The organism is Cronobacter malonaticus LMG 23826 (genome assembly GCF_001277215.2).
GTDB lineage: Bacteria > Pseudomonadota > Gammaproteobacteria > Enterobacterales > Enterobacteriaceae > Cronobacter > Cronobacter malonaticus.
The window spans coordinates 3186442-3205610 of the sequence record NZ_CP013940.1 but is presented as its reverse complement, the minus strand read 5'-3'; the positions used below and the strand labels follow the sequence as shown (position 1 = coordinate 3205610).

15 protein-coding genes and 5 pseudogenes are annotated in these 19169 nt (G+C 51.1%); 5 read left to right on the top strand and 15 right to left on the bottom strand.

What is annotated here, in order from left to right:
* The 8 genes and pseudogenes from hdeD-GI to hsp20 all read right to left on the bottom strand — a co-directional run bounded on the left by hdeD-GI (position 1) and on the right by hsp20 (position 8763).
* Positions 1–612, bottom strand: coding sequence for a heat resistance membrane protein HdeD-GI (gene hdeD-GI, locus AFK66_RS15075; RefSeq protein WP_001090779.1), 612 nt, complete (start codon positions 610–612; stop codon positions 1–3).
* An 89-nt stretch (positions 613–701) separates the two neighbouring features.
* Positions 702–1589: a heat resistance protein YfdX2 gene (gene yfdX2 / locus AFK66_RS15070; protein ID WP_007791120.1), complete on the bottom strand. Its 888-nt coding sequence runs from the start codon at positions 1587–1589 to the stop codon at positions 702–704.
* A gap of 101 nt (positions 1590–1690) precedes the next feature.
* On the bottom strand, positions 1691–2605 hold the full coding sequence (gene yfdX1 / locus AFK66_RS15065; protein WP_001022485.1) for a heat resistance protein YfdX1: 915 nt from the start codon (positions 2603–2605) through the stop codon (positions 1691–1693).
* 22 nt (positions 2606–2627) lie between these two features.
* The gene (hsp20-GI, locus tag AFK66_RS15060; protein ID WP_001275372.1) at positions 2628–3086 is read right to left on the bottom strand and encodes a small heat shock protein sHSP20-GI; all 459 of its coding nucleotides are present in this window, start codon (positions 3084–3086) and stop codon (positions 2628–2630) included.
* A gap of 87 nt (positions 3087–3173) precedes the next feature.
* Positions 3174–4991 carry an ATP-dependent zinc metalloprotease FtsH gene (gene ftsH, locus AFK66_RS15055; RefSeq protein WP_032986562.1) on the bottom strand — a complete coding sequence of 606 codons (1818 nt, stop codon included), beginning with the start codon at positions 4989–4991 and terminating at the stop codon, positions 3174–3176.
* A 60-nt stretch (positions 4992–5051) separates the two neighbouring features.
* Positions 5052–5239: pseudogene (locus AFK66_RS15050) on the bottom strand (hypothetical protein).
* Positions 5239–8088 (bottom strand): heat shock survival AAA family ATPase ClpK, encoded by a 2850-nt coding sequence (gene clpK, locus AFK66_RS15045; protein ID WP_032986565.1) that lies wholly within the window; start codon positions 8086–8088, stop codon positions 5239–5241. Before clpK ends, AFK66_RS15050 begins: the two are co-directional and overlap by 1 nt.
* Before the next feature lie 105 nt (positions 8089–8193).
* Positions 8194–8763: a small heat shock protein sHSP20 gene (hsp20, locus tag AFK66_RS15040; RefSeq protein WP_007780320.1), complete on the bottom strand. Its 570-nt coding sequence runs from the start codon at positions 8761–8763 to the stop codon at positions 8194–8196.
* 18 nt (positions 8764–8781) lie between these two features.
* Between hsp20 and AFK66_RS23065 the strand changes: the two genes are divergently transcribed.
* Entirely contained in the window at positions 8782–8919 is a 138-nt protein-coding gene (locus tag AFK66_RS23065; protein WP_074577435.1) for an ABC transporter substrate-binding protein, read from the top strand.
* Here the strand turns inward: AFK66_RS23065 and AFK66_RS22060 are convergent.
* Both AFK66_RS22060 and AFK66_RS22455 read right to left on the bottom strand, forming a co-directional pair.
* A complete protein-coding gene (locus tag AFK66_RS22060) occupies positions 8903–9079 on the bottom strand; it encodes a helix-turn-helix domain-containing protein (protein ID WP_080601204.1) in 177 nt (58 codons plus the stop codon). The two genes, AFK66_RS23065 and AFK66_RS22060, sit on opposite strands and share 17 nt — an antisense overlap.
* 228 nt (positions 9080–9307) lie before the next feature.
* Positions 9308–9571, bottom strand: a complete 264-nt coding sequence (locus AFK66_RS22455; protein ID WP_001295708.1) for a hypothetical protein — start codon at positions 9569–9571, stop codon at positions 9308–9310.
* 14 nt (positions 9572–9585) lie between these two features.
* Between AFK66_RS22455 and AFK66_RS22450 the strand changes: the two genes are divergently transcribed.
* The 4 genes and pseudogenes from AFK66_RS22450 to AFK66_RS22050 all read left to right on the top strand — a co-directional run bounded on the left by AFK66_RS22450 (position 9586) and on the right by AFK66_RS22050 (position 12143).
* Positions 9586–9849: a transposase gene (locus tag AFK66_RS22450; protein WP_071601456.1), complete on the top strand. Its 264-nt coding sequence runs from the start codon at positions 9586–9588 to the stop codon at positions 9847–9849.
* Positions 9794–9958 (top strand): annotated as a pseudogene (locus AFK66_RS22445) (transposase domain-containing protein); the annotation flags it as partial. The gene AFK66_RS22450 and the pseudogene AFK66_RS22445, both read left to right, overlap by 56 nt.
* A gap of 217 nt (positions 9959–10175) precedes the next feature.
* Positions 10176–11192, top strand: a pseudogene (locus AFK66_RS15020) (IS256 family transposase); the annotation flags it as partial.
* Positions 11193–11265: 73 nt separating this feature from the next.
* Positions 11266–12143: pseudogene (locus AFK66_RS22050) on the top strand (transposase).
* A 141-nt stretch (positions 12144–12284) separates the two neighbouring features.
* On the opposite strand, the gene AFK66_RS21615 reads toward AFK66_RS22050, so the two are convergent.
* From AFK66_RS21615 to AFK66_RS14990, 5 genes and pseudogenes are all read right to left on the bottom strand, one after another.
* A complete protein-coding gene (locus AFK66_RS21615) occupies positions 12285–12905 on the bottom strand; it encodes an inovirus Gp2 family protein (protein ID WP_071601457.1) in 621 nt (206 codons plus the stop codon).
* Between the two features lie 461 nt (positions 12906–13366).
* Positions 13367–14131, bottom strand: coding sequence for a hypothetical protein (locus AFK66_RS15005; RefSeq protein ID WP_016246899.1), 765 nt, complete (start codon positions 14129–14131; stop codon positions 13367–13369).
* An 880-nt stretch (positions 14132–15011) separates the two neighbouring features.
* Positions 15012–16406, bottom strand: a pseudogene (locus tag AFK66_RS15000) (tyrosine-type recombinase/integrase).
* Between the two features lie 400 nt (positions 16407–16806).
* Positions 16807–17307, bottom strand: coding sequence for a TIR domain-containing protein (locus AFK66_RS21600; RefSeq protein WP_071603060.1), 501 nt, complete (start codon positions 17305–17307; stop codon positions 16807–16809).
* Between the two features lie 9 nt (positions 17308–17316).
* Positions 17317–18762, bottom strand: coding sequence for an SIR2 family protein (locus AFK66_RS14990; RefSeq protein ID WP_007780460.1), 1446 nt, complete (start codon positions 18760–18762; stop codon positions 17317–17319).
* Positions 18763–19169 lie beyond the last annotated feature (407 nt).

Genomic DNA, 19169 nt, shown 5'->3' with positions numbered 1-19169 from the left:
TTACCCCAGGCGCGTTTTGCGAAGACTCCAACTCAAGAACAAAAGCGTGACGCCATAGACTGCCGCATGGAAACCCAACAGCCAGCCTGCGGCCACGAATGACTCGACCGGACGGGTAAAAAATATCCACAAGACGATAGCACCAAGGATAATCGAGAGCAGTCCACTGAGGGCAAGCCAGATTTCACCCTTGATTTCCCGACGCAGCCGAACGGCGGCGGATATCTCCAGCACACCGGTGAAAATCGCCCAGAAGCCCACGCTAGCCCATAAAAAAGAAGCCAAGACTATCGTGGCGACCCAAGGAGCAACCAGGACGACGACGCCCGTAAGTATGCCGACAATGCCGCTGAACAGCAGCCAGCCCCAGCGCTCTTTTTTCTGGATATGGCGCACCGCTGCAAACAAGTTGAACGCGCCATTGACCAAGGAAAATGCGCCGAACATGATGGTCATGGCCAACAGAGCCGATTGTGGCATCCAGAACGCGAGGGCTGCAAAAATCAATGCCAAGACACCGCGCAGCACAAAAAGCCACCAATTTTGGCTCAGCGAACACAGTGCTTTGGTGGGGTCATCCGCATTGGAATTGGCGATGGTGTCTGTGTTCATGCAATATCTCCTAAAGATCTATACAAAATAAAAAATCAAACACTCATGGGACAAGAGAGGGGGCGCTATGCGCCCCCTCTCCAGCGGTTTCAGAACAACTTGGACAGTTTTGCCTTGACTTCATCGAGCCAGCCTTTTCCGCAGCCTCCCCCTCCCGTCTTTTCCTTGATTTTCTTGAGTTCAGCGTACAGGGGCTCAAAGTCCTTCCTTTTTCCATAGCCCAGCAGTTCTGCCATTTCCAACTGCTGCCGGGCTTCGTTCAACAATGTCTCCAGGCGCTCATTGGATGCTTCGCTGCGCTGACCATCTTCTACCAGGGGCTCGGCGCGCTTCAGGAGCAGCTTCGCACGCAGGACGGGCAGCGGAAGCACGCTGCGCTCCTCGACCAGCGTGCTGAGCGCTGACTGCAGCGCGGCTTTGGCTTCTTCGATCTTGCCCTGATCGATCAGCGGCACGACTGCCTTCACGGCTGCGGGATAGGACGCCAAAGGGATGTTGGTGACCGTGATCACGATTTCACTGGCCAGCAAAGCCAGCACGTGGCGAGCCTGTTGCACCTCGCCATGTTTGAGGGCATCCAGCGCCTCGTCGGTCATCGCCTCAATGGTTTCCGTGTTGGCGAACAAGTCGTGCACGATGGTGCGCACATCAACGCCGGCCAGGGCGAGCGTGGGTTCGCGCGCGACGATCAGCTCCAGCTTTCCCGTCACTTCGGCCAGCGTTGCCAATGCGCGTGCAGTGTCCTTGCCGTCAAGTGCGGCCAGCGCTGATTTGGTCAGCGACAAGGCCGAGACTGCCTCATCGAGGACTTGTTTACGTTTGTCTGCCGCCTGCGAGTCCGTTTCTTTCTGAACCTCAGGCTGTACCTCCGTGACGACTTCAGGCTTGGACTCTGGACTGACAGGAAGGCTGCTTACCGCGGCCTGTTCGTTTTTTCCTTCGTTCGTCGCATTGGGATTCGGTGTTTGCTCATTCATGGTGATATGCCTCGTATGAGATAGTGAAAATAGGCGAATCTATTGGGGCTGAATGCGAACATCGCGAGACTGACCGACAGAGCAGTCAGCCCTTCATCACCTCAAAATAGCTTTTGGATGCGCGTCTTCAACTCGTCGAACCATCCCTTGCCGCTTTTGCCACCAGCCGACTTTTGCTCAATGGACTTCACCTGATCGAAGATGGGTTTGAAGTCCGCCTTCTTGCCATAACCCAGGATCTGCGCCATCTCGATCTCCGTGCGCACGGACGACAGCAAGGTGCTGAGCTCCTCGTTCTGCTTGGCATCGCGCCTGTCGGTCTCGGCCAGCTTTTCAGCTTTTGCCATCGCGGCTTCGGCCCGTAGCACGGGCAGAGGAAAGGCGACCGAGGTCACCACCAGCGTGTTCAGTGCTCGGGCGAGTTCCGCTTTGGCGTTGTCGATCTTGCCGCTGTCGATGAGCCGTGCGGCCGACTTGATCGCTGCCGGGTACGTTGCCATCGGAAGGTTGTCGGTTTGGATTACGATTTCGCTGGCCAGATTGGCAACGATGGGCCGGGCCTTTTGCACCTCGCCATCACCCAACAACTCCCGAGACAACTTGACCGCTTTCTTTACCGATTCCACGTTGGCGTGGATATCGTGGGTGATGACGCGTACATCGACCGGCGCCAAAGCAAGTTTGGCGTCGCGTGCCAATACCAGTTCCAGCTTTCCGCTGGCCAGTTCCAGCGCAGCAAGCGCCTCCTTGGTCTTCTTTGCATCAAGGAGGGTCAAAGCCTCCTGGGTCTTGGTGAGCGCCGTGATGGCGTCTTGAGTGAGCTCGGCACGCTTTTTATCGGCTTCCCGGGCGGCCTTGTCATCTACCTGTGGCTGTGCCGCCTTGGATGCGGCAGAGGGTGCTGCAGCACCTGGGCTAGAACCTGCCGCCGATTGGGCCAGAGCCGGTCCGCTCAGTCCGACGACGACCGCCAGGGCAAGTGCGGAGAAGGTGTATTGTGGCTGTTTGATATTCATGATCTTGGGCTCTTGATTGAAGTTAGTTGACTGAGATTTCAATCTGTTTCGGTTTGGCTTGCTCGGCCTTGACAAGCCGCACTTCCAGCACGCCGTCTTTCATGGAAGCCGTCACCTTGGTCGGATCAACGTTGTCAGGCAAGACAAAGCTGCGCACAAAGCGGCCATAGGCACGTTCGATGCGGTGGAACTTCTTGCCCTGCTCCTCTTTTTCCAGTTTGCGCTCGCCGCTGATGGTGAGCACACCGTTTTCCGCGCTGACGCGCACGGCATCCTTGGGGACCTCCGGCAGATCCAGCTTGAGGAGGAATGCGTTCTCATCCTCGCTGATGTCCGCCATTGGTGCCCAGTCCGCCGTGGTCATGGCTTCGTTGCCGGTACGGGCGCCCTGTCGCTGGGGTATTCGTCCGAACATCGTCGCCAGGCGGTTTTGCAATTCATCCAGTTCCCGGAAGGGGTCCCACGGAGTCAATGCAGACATATCGGCTCTCCTTGAACAATGCCGACGAATTGGATGACGCACTGAACAGAGCCGTCGGTTTACTCTGAATGGCACCTACTACTGTTTTCAGTTCCGAACAAGTCCTTGAGTCAATTGACGGATATCGCTTTCGTCGAGCGTTTCCCGCGCCAGCAGCTCGCGCGCACAGCGCTCCAGCACCGCGCGGTTGATGTCGAGAATCCGGTAGGCGTGCTCGAACACGCCCATCACGATGTCGCGGATAGCCTGATCGATGCGCGCCTGGGTCGATTCGGCCACCCGGCAACCGCCGTGGGCCAGTTCCGGTGTATCGAGAAAGCGGGGCCGCTGCGCCTCGAAGGCGATGTAGCCCAGGCCCTCGTCCATGCCAAAGCGGGTGATCATGTCGCGGGCGATGTCGGTGGCTCGCGCCAGATCGTCCGCCGCCCCGGTAGACAACTCGCCGAACACCAGCTTTTCGGCGGCACGCCCGCCCAGCAGTACGGCGATCTTGTGCTCGAGATCGGTACGCGTCATCAGGAAGCGGTCTTCGGTGGGGCGCTGCAAGGTGTAGCCCAGCGCGCCGATGCCGCGCGGGATAATCGAGATCTTGTGTACGGGGTCGGTTTCGGGCAGCACCAGCGCATGGCCCATCTCGTGATGGGCCACGGTTTCCCGCTCCTTGGGATTGAGCACGCGGCTCTTCTTTTCCAAGCCCGCCACGATGCGCTCGATGGTCGCGGTGAAGTCCTGCAATTCCACGGCGGACGCACGGCGTCTCCTCGCCGCCAGCGCCGCCTCGTTGACCAGATTGGCGAGGTCCGCGCCGGAAAAGCCCGTGGTCAGTGCGGCTACCTGTTCGAGGTCTACATCCTGGGCCAGCGTCACCTTCTTGACATGAACCTTCAGGATGTCCAGCCGCCCCTTCTTGTCGGGCCGGTCCACCAGCACCTGGCGGTCGAAGCGGCCGGCACGCAGCAGCGCCTGGTCGAGGATTTCGGGGCTGTTGGTGGCGGCGAGGATGATCAGCCCGACCGAGCTGTCGAAGCCGTCCATCTCCGTGAGCAGCTGGTTGAGGGTCTGCTCGCGCTCGTCGTGGCCGCCGATGGGGCCGCCGACGCCGCGCGCGCGGCCCAGCGCATCGAGCTCGTCGATGAAGATGATGGCCGGCGCCTGCCCGCGGGCCTGCTCGAACAGGTCGCGCAGGTCGCGCACACGGGCCGCACCCACGCCGACGAACATCTCGACAAACTCTGATCCGGAGATGGAGAAGAAGGGCACCGCCGCCTCGCCGGCAACAGCCTTGGCCAGCAATGTCTTGCCGGTGCCCGGTGGACCGACCAGCAACACGCCCTTGGGAATGCGCGCCCCGAGACGGCCATAGTCCTGCGGATTCTTCAGGAAATCGACGATCTCGACCAGCTCCGCCTTGGCCTCATCCCCCCCCGCCACATCGGCGAACGTCACAACGGTGTTCTTTTCCACGAACATCTTGGCGCGGCTCTTACCGATATTGAGAAACCCGCCCATGCCCTGCTTCTCGGCGAAGCGGCGGAACAGGAAGAACCAGACGCCAAAGAAGGATACCGCTGGCAGGATCCACGACAGCACATCGCGCAGCCAGGTGCTCTCCAACACGCGGGCATAGGGCACGTCGTACTTCGACAGGCGATCGGCAAGATCGGGTTCGACCCTCGTTGCCACGATCGTCGTCTTGCCCCGGCTGTCCGGCGACTTCAGGCGCCCGGTCACCGTACGATCCGACACCAGCACTTCGGCCACGCGCCCCTCGTCCAGCGCCTTCTCGAACTCGCTGTAGGGGACCGGCTCGACGGTTTTCGCCGTCTGCCAGTAGCTCTGCAAACTCAGCAACAGCAGGAGGGCAACGATCCAGTAGCCGGTATTCCATTGATTCTTTTTTTCCATGGGCCTTGTTCCTCGAAAGTCGAGTTGCCACAGGATCAGGTGAACAGACGGGCCGCACCGTCACGCAAACGGATGGCCAGCGAGCGGGAGGGCAGTGCCGCCGCTGATGAGCAGCCCCCACGGCGTGGCCGCGGATCACGCTTGTAGACGACCGCGTGACCCGCGGCCACGACCGCCACCGCGATCGATGCCAGGGAGGCTGCCCATGCCAGGCCGATGGGGTCGGACACGGCAGCCTCGCCCGCCATCAAGATGCGTCGCTCGCCGACTTCTTCTTGCGCGAGCCTTTGCCAGCGTCGCCGTGCGGCGTCTCGGTCGCCTTCGCGACATCCGGCTGCTCCGGCTCGGCCGGGGTCTGCGGTGGCTCTTTGCGTTCGAACACCACGCGTTCGGCCTTGTCGTCCCAGCGTGCGCTGGCGTGATCGCCCTTGCCGATGCTGCCACCGAGCATCTCGCGCGCCAGCGCAGTTTCCAGCTCGCTGCGGATCAGGCGCTTGAGTTCACGCGCACCGAACTCGGGCTTGTAGCCTTCTTCCGCGAAATGGTCGATGAGCGTCTGATCGAAAGTGAGCGTCACGCCCTGGCTGGCGGCGCTGCGCGCCACGCGATCGAGCTGCAGGCCGACGATGTGGCGGATCTCCTCCTTGCCCAGCGCATGGAAGACGATGATCTCGTCGATGCGGTTGAGGAACTCGGGCCGGAAGTGGCCGCGCAGCACGTCCATGACCTCGGCCTTGGTCTTTTCGTACTCCTCGCCGGCCGCCCCACGCGCCTTCAGCCGTCGCTGGATGATGTCCGAACCCAGGTTGGACGTGGCGATGATGATGGTGTTGGTGAAATCCACCACCCGGCCCTTGCCGTCGGTGAGGCGACCGTCGTCGAACACTTGCAGCAAGATGTTGTAGACGTCAGGGTGTGCCTTCTCGATCTCGTCGAGCAGCAGCACGCTGTAGGGCTTGCGCCGCACCTTCTCGGTGAGCTGACCGCCTTCGTCGTAACCGACATAGCCCGGAGGCGCGCCCACCAGCCGCGCCACGGTATGGCGTTCGCCATATTCCGACATGTCGATGCGCAACAGGGCGTGCTCATCGCCGTAGATCGATTCGGCCAATGCCTTGGCGAGCTCGGTCTTGCCCACCCCGGTCGGGCCCAGAAACAGGAAGGTAGCCACCGGTTTGCTGCCTTCGCGCAGGCCGGCGCGGGACAGCCGCACGGCATCGGCCACGGCACGGACCGCCTCGTCTTGTCCCACCAGGCGCTCGTGCAGCCGTTGTTCCAAGTGCAGCAGCTTTTCGCGCTCTTCCACCGTCAACTCGTTGACCGGGATGCCGGTCAGGCGCGAGACGATCTGCGCCACGTGTTCCGCCTTGACCTCGGCACTGCCGGAGGCCCGCTCCCGCTCCCAGTCCTCGACGAGCTTCTTGAGCTCGGCCTCCTTGGCTTCGATGCGCTTGCCGAGCTCGGCGGCCTGGTCGTACTGCTTGCGCGCGGCCACGTAATCCTGTTCACGCCGCAGCTGGTACAGTTCGGACTCCAGCTCCTGCACGGCCACCGGCCGGGCCGTGGCCGACAGCTTCACGCGCGCGGCCGCCTGGTCGAGCAGGTCGATCGCCTTGTCCGGCAGGAAGCGCGCCGTGATGTAGCGGTCGGACAACTCGGCCGCCGCGATGATCGCGTCCTCGGAGATGCTGACCTTGTGGTGCGCCTCGAAGGTGTCGCGCAGGCCGCGCAGAATCATGATGGCCTGGGCCACCGTCGGCTCGGGCACCGTCACCGGCTGGAAGCGCCGCTCCAGTGCGGCATCCTTCTCGATGTATTTCTGGTACTCGTTCAGCGTCGTGGCGCCGATCAGGTTGAGTTCACCGCGCGCCATCATCGGTTTGAACACGTTGGCCACGTCCAGCCCGCCTTCGCCACCGCCCTGGCCGGCACCGACGATGGTGTGCACCTCGTCGATGAACAAAATCAGCTCGCCCTGGTGCTCGGTCACCTCCTTCAGCACCTTCTGCACGCGCTCCTCGAACTCGCCGCGATATTTGGCGCCGGCCACCATGGCGTTGATGTTGAGTTCCACCAGGCGCTTGTCGCGCAAGGTCTCGGGCACTTCACCCGCCACCATGCGCTGCGCCAGCCCTTCGACGATGGCGGTCTTGCCCACACCCGGCTCGCCGATCAGCACCGGGTTGTTCTTCTTGCGCCGGGCCAGCACCTCGATGGTGGTTTCGATCTCCTGCGCGCGGCCGATCACCGGGTCGAGCTTGCCGTCGCGCGCCATCTTGGTCAGGTCGCGCGAGTACTTGTCGAGTTCTGGCGTGTTGGTCGGCGTCTCAGCGCGGCCATCCTCGGCGCCCTTGCCGACCACCTTGCTGACCTGTTGGCGCAGCGCCTGCGGCGTCAGGCCGTAGCGGCGCAGCAGGTTGGCGGCCAGCCCTTCGCCTTCCTCGGCCAGACCGATCAGGAAATGCTCTGGACCGACATAAGAATGGCCGAGTTCATTGGAGGCCACGAAGGCGCGGCTGAGCGCATCCTTCACGCGCGGCGACACGCCGATCTCGCCCTCGAAGGGCTTGTCCCCGCGCTTGGCCTCAGACTCGATCTGCCGCTTGAGGTCATCGACCTTGATCTTGAACTGACCCAGGGTGGTCTTGACCACGTCGCTGTCGGCCAGCGCCAGCAGCAGATGTTCGGTATCCACCTCGGAGCGGCCAAATTCGGCAGCGTGTTTGGCGGCCTCCTGCAACAAGGCTTCCGACTGTTCGCTGATGCGGCTGGCCAGCCCACTGCCGCGACGGCGCGGCGCACCCGAACCTGCGGCGGCGGGCTCGCCAAACGAGGCATCGACCACGTCATCGGTATCGGCGGCAACTGGCGTCGCGTCGTCGCCGATGCGGAAGAAGTCACTGCCGAGGAAGTCCTCGAACAGGCCGCTGCGCGAACCGAACAAGGCTTCCAGCGGCGAAACGGTGCGCTTTTGCTGGCGCACTAATTGCCGGTAATGGTCGTCGCACAACAGCATGGTGCTGTGACGACCGTTGAGATTGGCTTCCACCCGCACGGTGGCGGGTTGGCCGCAGACCTGGCATTGTTTTCTGGCCATGCTGATGCTCCTGAGAAGGTTGACAAGGTTGAGGCGGCGAGGCATCGCGAGCCGCGACACCTCGTCTCGGGCCGGGTTTTTCTTGTGACGAACGAGCCGACGACGTCAGCCGTTGATCGGGATCGAGCGTCCCTGCTTCGGCGCGCTGACCTCGCGCTTGTCGATCGTGACCGTGAGCACCCCGTTCTTGAACGATGCCTTGATCGAATCCTGGTTGGCGTCGTCAGGCAGGTTCAAGGCACGCTGAAAGCTGCCGTAGGAGCGCTCCACACGGTGGAAGCCACCTTCCTTCTTCTCCTGTTCCTGGCGCTTCTCGCCACGCACCATCAGCACGTCGTTGTCGAGGGTGATCTGGATGTCCTTCTCCTCGACACCGGGCACTTCTAGGGCAATCTTGTACTGCTTGTCGGTTTCCTGGATGTCCAGGGCCGGCTTCAGCATGCCCGACCAATCGGATGGCCACTGCGGCATGTTCAACGCCGGAAAACCGAAGCCCCGGAATGCGTCATCGAACAGCCGGTCGATTTCCCGATGCAGTTGCAGGATCGGGCTGACTGACCCGCTCGCCGCTGGCAGGTCATTACGCTGCACCGGCAGGGAAGAGGCGGTCTGCTGCTCTTGCTGCTCGTTCTTGAACCAGTTCCAGGGAGCCAACTTCTTGAAATCGATGTCCATGTCATACCTCCAGAAAAATTGGAAAACGAGTTACTCAAGCCCTTTGCCTGCTGCGACGGGCAGTGCGCCCAAGCGACACGGGCTGCTCGGATGACTTCTGCTGTTCACGCTTGCACATCACCTCCTTCTTTGCTCCGGCTCAGGTCTGATCATTAATGCACTGATCGATTTCACTTTGACGAAGTCGCCACGTCCCGCCCACCTTGAAAGCCGGAATTTCCCCGTGTGCGGCGAGCCGATAAAACGTCCGCTTGCCGACTTTCAAGTACGCAGCCAATTCATCGAGCGTGAAAATCACCTGTAGGTGCGCTTTCATCTCACCCTCTCCAATCGCGTCGCTTTGCGGTTCCGGCCAAGGAAATCCTTGCAATACTTTGTAATATTAGACCTACCATGACAAACTTCAAGAGTCGAGAGTGAATGTACAGCGTTCTCCCGCCCCATTGATGCAGGTCAACTGCTCAGGCAAGGCACAGGGGGGCGGCCTGATCAGGCAATGGACAGCGCCTGGCTCGTCAGCCTGCGTGTGCCACAGGCGCCTCGATCAAACACCGATCCTCACGTTGTAGCCGAGTGCCCGCAGCCCCTTGCTTGTCTGCATGTTCCTTGGCGGAAACTCGTCTGGGCGCGCCCAGACGACGATTTCCCCGAGGCTGCTCAGGCCAACGTGCGGAATTGCCCAGTCGTCGCTGCGGATCGCGTTCCAGAGTCGGGCCGAAACACTTCCGTTGCCCCAGACAACGTAGTTCAACAGTATCCGTCCGGCCAACACACCTTCCCGACACCGCCGCCGAAGGCCATGGCCCATCAAGCGGATTTTCCATGCGCCCTCAGCGCCGTACCTACAGCAAATCTTTCAAGGCTCAGGTCATTCAGGAGTGTTCTGAACCCGGTGCCTCCATCGCAAACATCGCCTTGGGCTACAGCCTCAATGCCAACCTCGTCCACAAATGGATTCGCCTGCTTACCCAGAAAACCACGGCTATCCAGCCAGCGTTCATCCCGTTGCCTTCTCAAATGCTCGGCGCGGGTTCGCATGCTCAAGCGCGCTGTTCCGATCATGAGTTTGATCCAGTCGGCCCGTAATAATGGGCACGATCCGTATGCCTATCTCAAGGATGTGCTGAGACGGTTGCCGACGCAGCGAGCTAGTGAGATTGCAGAGCTGCTGCCGCATAGGTGGCATCCGGCATAGTCGCGCAAGACGGTTTGCCCGCATGCTTACGTTCAACAGCTCAAGCACCGTCCGCCCTTCGCGGGATCGTTGCCGCCAGAGCCACACGCCGAACTTTTCCACCTTGTCGTCGCCGGCCTGCGGTCAGTCAGGCAAGCCCAGGTGCGAGCCTGTACATAGATTTATGTAATTGCCTGATTTTGATATGTTCAATTCAACATCAAATGAAGGTTAAATTATGGACGACAAACAATTGCAGGCTCTGGCTAACGAACTGGCCAAAAATCTCAAAACCCCTGAAGATCTCAGTCAGTTCGATCGCCTGCTCAAGAAAATCAGTGTTGAGGCTGCTCTCAACGCTGAACTGACTCACCATCTGGGACATGAAAAAAATCAGCCCAAATCGGGAACCAACTCCCGTAATGGCTATTCCACGAAAACCGTCACCACTACCGACGGGCCGATGGAATTACGTACTCCACGTGATCGTGATGGTTCCTTCGAACCACAACTGGTGAAGAAAAATCAGACCCGCATTACCGGCATGGACAACCAGATCCTGGCGCTGTATGCCAGAGGGATGACTACCCGCGAAATTACCTCAGTCTTCAAAGAAATGTACGATGCAGACGTCTCTCCGGCGCTGATATCGAAAGTCACCGATGCCGCAATCGACCAGGTTGTAGAATGGCAAAACCGTCCTCTGGATGCGATTTATCCCATTGTTTATCTTGACTGTATTGTCCTGAAAGTACGGCAGGACAGCCGGGTTATCAACAGAGCGGTGTTCCTGGCTCTGGGTATTAACCTTGATGGTCAGAAAGAGCTGCCTGGTATGTGGCTGGCCGAAAATGAAGGTGCAAAGTTCTGGCTGAATGTACTGACGGAACTGAAAAATCGCGGGCTGAACGATATCCTTATCGCCTGTATGGACGGCCTGAAAGGCTTCCCGGAAGCGATTAATGCCGTCTACCCGGAGACGCAGATCCAGTTGTGCATAGTACACATGGCACGCAACAGCCTGCGGTTCTTGGCGTGGAAAGACTATAAAGCGGTAACCCGTGACCTGAAACAGGTTTACCGCGCAGCCACGGAAGAAGGCGCGTTGCAGGCGCTGGATGCGTTCGGGAAGGAATGGGATGCACGGTACCCGCAGATAAGTCGCAGCTGGCGGGCAAACTGGCCGAATGTTGCCACCTTCTTCGTGTATTCGGAGGCGATCCGCAAGGTTATCTACACCACTAACGCAATCGAATTGAAGTGGTTTACTGAATTTGGCCACCTGAACAGAGGTGATATGCTCACCTCAGAACATTACAGGTGCCTCAATGAAAAAAAGAAATTTCAGCGCAGAGTTTAAACGCGAATCCGCTCAACTGGTCCTTGATCAGAACTACACCGTTGCAGCTGCGGCCAGTGCTATGGATGTCGGCCTTTCTACCATGACGCGATGGGTAAAGCAGTTGCGGGATGAACGACAGGGCAAAATACCTAAAGCCTTTCCTATAACCCCGGAGCAGATTGAAATACGTGAGCTGAAGAAAAAAATACAACGCATTGAAATGGAAAACGACATATTAAAAAAGGCTACCGCGCTCTTGATGTCAGACTCCCTGAACAATTCTCGTTAATCGGGAAACTCAGAGCGCAGTATCCTGTGGTCACACTTTGCCACGTGTTCGGGGTTCATCGCAGCAGCTACAAATACTGGGGAAAAAGCCTCGAAAAGCCAGATGGCAGGCGAGCTGTGTTACGCAGTCAGGTTCTGGAGCTGCATAACATCAGTCATGGTTCTGCTGGCGCAAGAAGTATCGCGATTATGGCAACCCTGAGAGGCTTTAAAATGGGACGCTGGCTTGCCGGAAAGCTCATGAAAGAACTGGGTCTGGTGAGTTATCAGCAGCCTACCCACCGATATAAACGTGGTGGTCATGAACACATAGTTATCCCGAATCGCCTTGAGCGACAGTTCGCAGTGACTGCACTGGCTCATCGCGACTGGACACGCTTTGTTGAGATAGAGATTGGCTTGTATAGCAATCGATTTGAAGTTATTAGCCCAGGGGCGCTGAATAATTCGATGTCGGTTGAAAAGATGGTTGCAGGTCAGCGTTCACCACGTAATACGATTATCATGGAAGTCTTACGTGATTATGGTTACGTTGATTTCAGGGGATGGGAGTCAGGACAAAGATTATTCCACTAACACAGGCCATGAATGGCCAACTCCCTGAGTTTACTGCAACAGATGATTATTTGAAAACAATACTTTATCGCTCACCATCGTCTTGATATATAAGGTCTGGCCTTTCCATCCATAAGAAAGGCCATTGCTGAAAAAAATAAATTACCCGCGACTGCAGCCGAAGCTACGGTCGCCATCTCCATAAGCTTTTGTATCGAGTTTAGCTAGGTAGTCGAGACGATTCAGTAATTTATTGTATTCTCCTTCAAAGTTAAAATCATTGACGTCTAATATATAACGACAATTTTCAGGGTAGTGAACCAATCCCGGATAATCATCCAGTTCCAATCCCAGTGCGCTATACCATGCTCTTACAATCATCATTCGTAAATTGCTTTCAGTCTCATAATCACCCAAATGGTAATAAGCATCTTTATTAAAAAAAAGACCAAGATGAAAGTGGCATTTTCCTTCTTCGGAAAACTCACGTACCCAAACGTGACGAACACGGTTTGGATAAATTCGTTTACCGTTAGCTGCTCTGGCTTTCTCATTGGCCTCCAGCATTGCATTTAACGCATTACGGAAACGGGATATAGCACCAGGCTCTAGATTAGGAAAACAGCAAACAGTGTCACCTCTGTCTAAAATGGGTGGATAATGAACATCAACACGTAACGCCATCGTTCTAGGGAATTCACTGATAGCATCATTGACGACTCGTTCAATATGTTTTTTATAGGCGAGCACATGCTCACCATGGGAACCATGATATAATTCCATGCTTCGATCCTGTAGTTAGCCCTACGGCTTATGATAGCCGTATACAGTAAAATGATCAGACATAGCTGAATGTCTGTGGTTAGTTATATTAATTAACTATTAATAGTAATGACTGTTATATAATACCTTTCCAACAATAAAACTTGTTATCAACCCATTACCCATGCAGTAAAATACTTAAAAAGCAACTCTGCAATTATAATCACCCAAAGATGCCGTTATCCCAGTGTCTTTTTACCGTGGAAATACTTATTCCTAAGATCTTTGCCACCTTGGATTGAGAGTAATGCTTAGCCTTCTCACTCTGAATTAAATGGTAATATTTACTTCCTTCAGGCCTTCCTAGAATTTTCTTTGATTTTGCTTTGTTAGTAGGCATCTTTTACCCTCATCAAGCTATTAGGTACTAACTCCATACTGTCGAGATGTATGCAACTAAGTGGTTATGCTTAACATTGGTATCAGAAAGTATGGTTTACTTCACCGTTAAAGGGGTTAATAATGATGGCATCTCCTCCTTTCATCGCCTTTTGAGGTGTATCGCCTTCGGCAATCACCGGGACCATTACCGCTAGATCATTTGTGTAATAAATTGGTATCCAGCAATAGCATGATTGTTTATGGTGGATTTTATTTCTTTTCAATACCTCTTCAATTCCAAATGTAATAAGTTCAAAGATTGGCATAATCACAATGCTGCTCAAATCAAAAAAACAACCATCGTAAACTGTTTCCTTTATCAGTATGATATTTGACAACCCTCCTGCAATTAGATGTTTGTGGTTCACGCGCCGATCTGTGTAAATAAAAATTGCTTTTTTTACATTGAAGCTTTTTATAATGTATGTGAGCTTTTCATGAATTAATTTTTTTTCACTCTTCCCCATCTTATCATGAGATATTTTGTGTGCATAAAAATTCTGGTCGATAACCTCGTTCCGGTGTCGAATGTGAGTGTTCCAGACGGAATGAAAAAACTCTTCGTAAGTTAATTTTGGCTCCCCCCGTGCTATTGACGGGGCCTTCTCTTCAAAAATACAGCCTAATGTTGACTCCAAAGTTTGAGCTATATGATATTGCGATGTTATTTTATTCAATGCTGGGACTGTGGCGTTTAATAAAAATGATATCACCTCTGACCTGGAGTATCCTTTTGCATTGCTATAGTCGTCAATTGCATCAATAGTAGAACTATTGTTTACGCTGAAAGTGATGCGTTTTTTCATATGTGACCTTGAATTGTGTTAATGTGAGATGTGATAAATAGTATTAATCTCCCCCCATTGTTAATGGATGGTTTGTATTAACTAACCCGGCTATTCTTTAGAATAGCCGGGGGAGGCCTCTATTAGTTACTATATACTGAGAAGGTTAATAGGTATCTATCAATGTCTTTACGTGACCAATAATGTCGGTTTTTAATTTTCTTCGGTCGCGGTAAACCATTAGGCAGTTTGTCTTTGCAAAGCCAAGCTCGAATAGTTTGTACTTCATAGCCAATAATATTAGCTAACTCGCGGGTAGAAATTAGTTGTGACTGAGAGGGTTTTTGATGTTTGATATCGCTCATTTCATCACCCCAACATTTGATATGTGGGCAAATAAGACGATCATTGTTTTTAACAGAGATGAAAGAATGAAATGAAAAGGGGTGAATATGGGGTCTCTATCGGGATCGGGGTCGCTACTACTACCATCCGATGAAGATGATGATGAGTTTTTTGATGACGTTGTTGAACTTCGGCGTGAGCGGGAAGTATTCCCCTTTGGTGGAAAAGGGCATGTTATAGTATTGACTACATTCCTAATAGCAACTAAAAGTTTTGAAACACGGTGCCAAAGAGGTAGTATTCGGTCAGTACTACTATTATTAAAACGCTGAATTGTTGTTTCCCAAAAATTAGAACTTTTGTTTTTAGTCGGATGTAAACCCCATCTCGCTCTGATTTCCGCACTTCGGTCTTCTCTTGATACAGTTATTGGGTTAGTCACTGTAGTTAATCTCCTGCTTAGTGAGTGAATGTAGTTAGCAGTAATAAAAGATAACTGAAAAAAAATTTCTGTCAACACATGTGATTTTATGTAAGTTGTTGATATTTGATAAAATCAACGCTTATCAACGTTGTTTTTTATTTTTGCTTCTTCTAAGATCCATAATTCAACTTTTTCATGCCATTTTCTTAGCAAATCTAATGGACGGCGGCGATAGTGCTTTTCAGCAAGAGCGCTAGGCTTATGGCCCATAATCTGCGCAACAATACCTGTTGGTACTTCGACCCATTCAGCGAGGGTCCCAAAACTACGGCGCAATCCGTGCAAGCTGATATGTGGTAACTCCGCGCGAGTTAATGCTCTATTATGTGCTGAACGCGGTTCAATAATTTTGCCACTTTTGCTGTTACTTCTGAAAACCCAATTCTCCTCGTTTGTACCACGATTGGGGATCTCCATCAGTGAGCGTAACAAGTCAGAAACATAGGGAGTGAGGGGGATAATTCGCTCGCCTTCGATCTTGTCTTTAATTCTCATGCTTGACCATTTGAAATCTATGTCAGACCAGCGAAGTGAGGAAATTTCTTCACGCCGTGCACCGGTGAGCAAAAGCACTTGGAGATAGGCTGATGCAATGGGATTATTGAGGCTACGCACGGCACTGAACCAGCTTTTGAGCTGTTCTTTTTGTAAGCAATCTCCCGCTTTGCTCGCTGATATTGGAACCATTTTTCTCACGTTATGATCTTGTGCAAGATCGCCATGGATTATTCCCTGATATTTTTTCTGGTAATTAGCCCATTTGATGAATGCACGCAACAGACGGTAGGCATGAGCAGTGACGGTAGGCCGATTTTGTCTCTCTGTACTTAGCCATTCGGCAATGTTCTCTGGTGTTAGTTCTGATAATGGTCGGTCGAGCAGGCTAGCCAGTGGCCCAGGTGAGGTTGGGCCCCGGCCTCTTTTTTTACTTTCGCCTCCACGACTGGACAAGTTAACGTGATCGGCAATGTAGCGTGCAGAGTAGGGGCGTTTAGTTTTTGCGCTGATTCCGGTTCTCAATTCATCAAGATAATCTTCCCAAGCGCTTGAAAAGGTTGCCTTCGTTTTACGAGATTCAGCCTGCTGTGATTCCGCTTCAGCAATTTTTTCCGCCTTAGCTATACGCGGATCTATCCCAGTATCGATTAATGTTTGCAGTCGCCTGGCTTCGGCCCTCGCATCATCAATCTTCCAATCGTTAATGTTGCCAATGGTCATGCGAAGGGTTTTTCCCGCATACAGGCTTTGGAATACAAAGGCTTTTGCTCCACGAGTTGCTCGACATGCCAAGCTTGTTACGTCCGTATCCCAAAGGAAAACTTGGTTTTTCCCTTCAGGTAAAGTAAATCTTCGAATTCGTTCGAAGGTTAGTTTTTGTCTTGAAAGCGCCATTTTTAGGGTTCCTGTTGGGGATTACGGTTTACAGTAATGTAACGGCTGGTGTAAGTAAATTGAAAGGATAAACATCAACACTCATCAATTTACATCAACAGGTTTTTTGTTTTAATATTATGATTTAAAATGATAAATTTGTGATTTCTGATGGTTGTTCAAGCAGTTAAAATATAAAAACTTCGCATTCGTAATGCGAAGGTCGTAGGTTCGACTCCTATTATCGGCACCACTTCTTTAAAAATTCTCTAAGGTTGTTTTAAACACCTTTGATTTTTAATTGTTCCTGAAGAACAGTTAAATATCTAGATAATAGAATGATAATAAAGATTAGATGAATTTTTTTATTGATTAATAGGGGCGTGATGTACACAACAAAGCATTTGCGGTTGATACCTCGCAAATATCAAATTCAATAAATACTTTATAAAGTGTCTGATTAAAAGAGACTAAAAGTCTCTTTTAATCATTGAAGCTAATTATTATTTCTAATCTCAATGGCTTCTTCGACTGCAGCAGCTAAATTTTGTTTTATCCAATCATATTTTTCTTGGCTCGTCGAACCTGATGGATTATAACACTTAACTATAGTTGATAGTTTCTTTCCTGTGTCACCATAATTAATATAATCAAAAGGATTATTACCTTTTGATGAAGTATTACCATTGCTATCTTTCAAGCCATTGATATATATACCAACAACACCTTTTCCATCATTCCAACCTTTAATAATTTCATGGTTAATCCACTTGCGATTAGCTGTATCGCTACCAACAAGTACAACAATACAAGACTTACCAGACATTTCGTTCGCGATCCATTCTTTTATAGCCGTGTCTCCTCCTTTTTTTATTGTTTCCCAATTATTATCCGAAGTTGGTTTATTGCCATCTATAGCGCCAATATTACGTACTGTAGCTACTCGCCAATTATCAGGTAAATAGTGAAAACTATAGAAACAATTGCGTTTAGTCATTTTTTATCCTTATTTAATAAACTTTAATATTTTGATTAAAATATCTTTGATATCTTTAAGATCTAGACTATTATCATTTAGTTTTTTTATATCCTCTAATGACTCGTTGGGGAAGTTAGGACTGTTGAAATAATCCTCTTGCGAAAGCTGGTCATATATAAATTTTGAAGCATAATTAGTAGCTCCTATAGGGATTAATAATAAACCGCTTCTTTTGGCGATTTCAAACTCTTTTATTAAACCATCAGCTAAAACGACATTTCCGTCTATAATTTTATTTCCGAAAACGAAAATTGCTATCCCTGCATAAGAAATCATATCTGTACGGTACTGTTCCCAGATTTGAGAAAGTGGCCTTTTACCAACTTCATATTGGGGGAAAGGTCTTAGAATAAGTTGCTCTGAATCTAATCTTCTGCCACCCATATATACATTTTCTAATACTCCTGTAATGACAGAACTGCCTACTCCTAATCCAAATCCGGACACAATTCGAAAACCTAAACTGCTGATTTCTTTTGATAAACTATAAATAAAATGTTGAGCGTCTTCTGGTTTCCATTTTCCATATTCATATGCAGAACCAGATATAAAAATTGTTTTTCTTCTGTATGACCATTCTAGATGACGAAGAATAGTTGTTATTTCTGAATAATCTGGCACGAGATAAGTTTTAATGCCGAATCGAAGTAAATCTTGAATAAAAAGTTCTTGTTTTCTTTTTCTGTATTCAGTATCAGCTTGAGATTCTCCGGCTATCGGTACAACAATCTTTTGGATACAATAATGTTGTCTTTGATCATTTGAATAAGCAATTCTAACTCGACTAAGGATATAATCAAGATTAGGATCTGTAAAACTAAATCCTAAAAATAAAAAGGTTTTGGAAACAAGATCTCCACTTAATGCGTTAATAAATTGCTGCATTTTTACGTGATAGGTTTCGTAATCATCTTTAGTTATAATGGCTTCGTCAGGATTATCTATATCTCCATGCATTTTGTAAACAACGGCATCTCTACCTCTTTTAGTAAAACTCAATTGTTTGACTCTGTATTTTATGTCTGCGATCTTCCCGGCTTCAGTTAACGACTTCTCAATTAGCTTATCATAATTTGTTGTCCAATAAGTAGATATTGGAAGCCTGGCAAGTATTTTATGGTTTTCACTTATTTCAACATCTTCTGCTAGTTTGTTTATTAATAATTGATTGAGTTTCCCGCGATTCGCTAGATTTGCATTGCAATGATATTGAGCCAAAGCAACTAAATCAGTTTCTTTTTCAATTTCAAGCTCTAAATCTTCAGCTATAGGTCGAAGTAATTCTTTCCAGCTGACAAAACCTGCCGGTGCAGAGAGGCCAGCTCCTGCAAAAATTGCCAAGTTATCCTCAGCTAAATCAGTAAGCAATGTACCAATAAATCGTTTCTTTTGTTCCTGAGTACCTATTTTCATTTTTTTGCTCCATCCTCCAAAAGGAGGGCAGTTATGCTGAATATCAAGCAAATCAAGCGGCTGAGACTTTATATCGTTCATACGAGAGTTAATGCTATTATTTAACTGATAAATTAAATTTAATAATGTGTCACAGATCACAAATTAAAATTGTTTTTAATCAGTATCTTATATGAATATGAAGCTTGAGTGATAGGTTAGGTGTGATTGAAAAGGTTCATCAATAGAAATATGCATTAAAATACTAATGGAATTTAATTTGTGTGCTTTTATGAGCTTTGTAATATTCATTTTTTAAAAAATGTATTAAATAATATCCAATTAAAACAATAAGAGATTGATGAAATTTAATTTTGATTTTGTGATATAAAAGTAGCATGTTTATTGAATTTTATGGTAGTGTGAAT

Excerpts from the sequence above, each read along its gene's own strand:
- hdeD-GI (WP_001090779.1), bottom strand. The coding sequence starts at position 612 with ATGAACACAGACACCATCGCCAATTCCAATGCGGATGACCCCACCAAA.
- yfdX2 (WP_007791120.1), bottom strand. The coding sequence starts at position 1,589 with ATGAATGAGCAAACACCGAATCCCAATGCGACGAACGAAGGAAAAAAC.
- yfdX1 (WP_001022485.1), bottom strand. The coding sequence starts at position 2,605 with ATGAATATCAAACAGCCACAATACACCTTCTCCGCACTTGCCCTGGCG.
- hsp20-GI (WP_001275372.1), bottom strand. The coding sequence starts at position 3,086 with ATGTCTGCATTGACTCCGTGGGACCCCTTCCGGGAACTGGATGAATTG.
- ftsH (WP_032986562.1), bottom strand. The coding sequence starts at position 4,991 with ATGGAAAAAAAGAATCAATGGAATACCGGCTACTGGATCGTTGCCCTC.
- clpK (WP_032986565.1), bottom strand. The coding sequence starts at position 8,088 with ATGGCCAGAAAACAATGCCAGGTCTGCGGCCAACCCGCCACCGTGCGG.
- hsp20 (WP_007780320.1), bottom strand. The coding sequence starts at position 8,763 with ATGGACATCGATTTCAAGAAGTTGGCTCCCTGGAACTGGTTCAAGAAC.
- AFK66_RS22060 (WP_080601204.1), bottom strand. The coding sequence starts at position 9,079 with ATGAAAGCGCACCTACAGGTGATTTTCACGCTCGATGAATTGGCTGCG.
- AFK66_RS22455 (WP_001295708.1), bottom strand. The coding sequence starts at position 9,571 with ATGGGCCATGGCCTTCGGCGGCGGTGTCGGGAAGGTGTGTTGGCCGGA.
- AFK66_RS22450 (WP_071601456.1), top strand. The coding sequence starts at position 9,586 with ATGCGCCCTCAGCGCCGTACCTACAGCAAATCTTTCAAGGCTCAGGTC.
- AFK66_RS21615 (WP_071601457.1), bottom strand. The coding sequence starts at position 12,905 with ATGGAATTATATCATGGTTCCCATGGTGAGCATGTGCTCGCCTATAAA.
- AFK66_RS15005 (WP_016246899.1), bottom strand. The coding sequence starts at position 14,131 with ATGAAAAAACGCATCACTTTCAGCGTAAACAATAGTTCTACTATTGAT.
- AFK66_RS21600 (WP_071603060.1), bottom strand. The coding sequence starts at position 17,307 with ATGACTAAACGCAATTGTTTCTATAGTTTTCACTATTTACCTGATAAT.
- AFK66_RS14990 (WP_007780460.1), bottom strand. The coding sequence starts at position 18,762 with ATGAAAATAGGTACTCAGGAACAAAAGAAACGATTTATTGGTACATTG.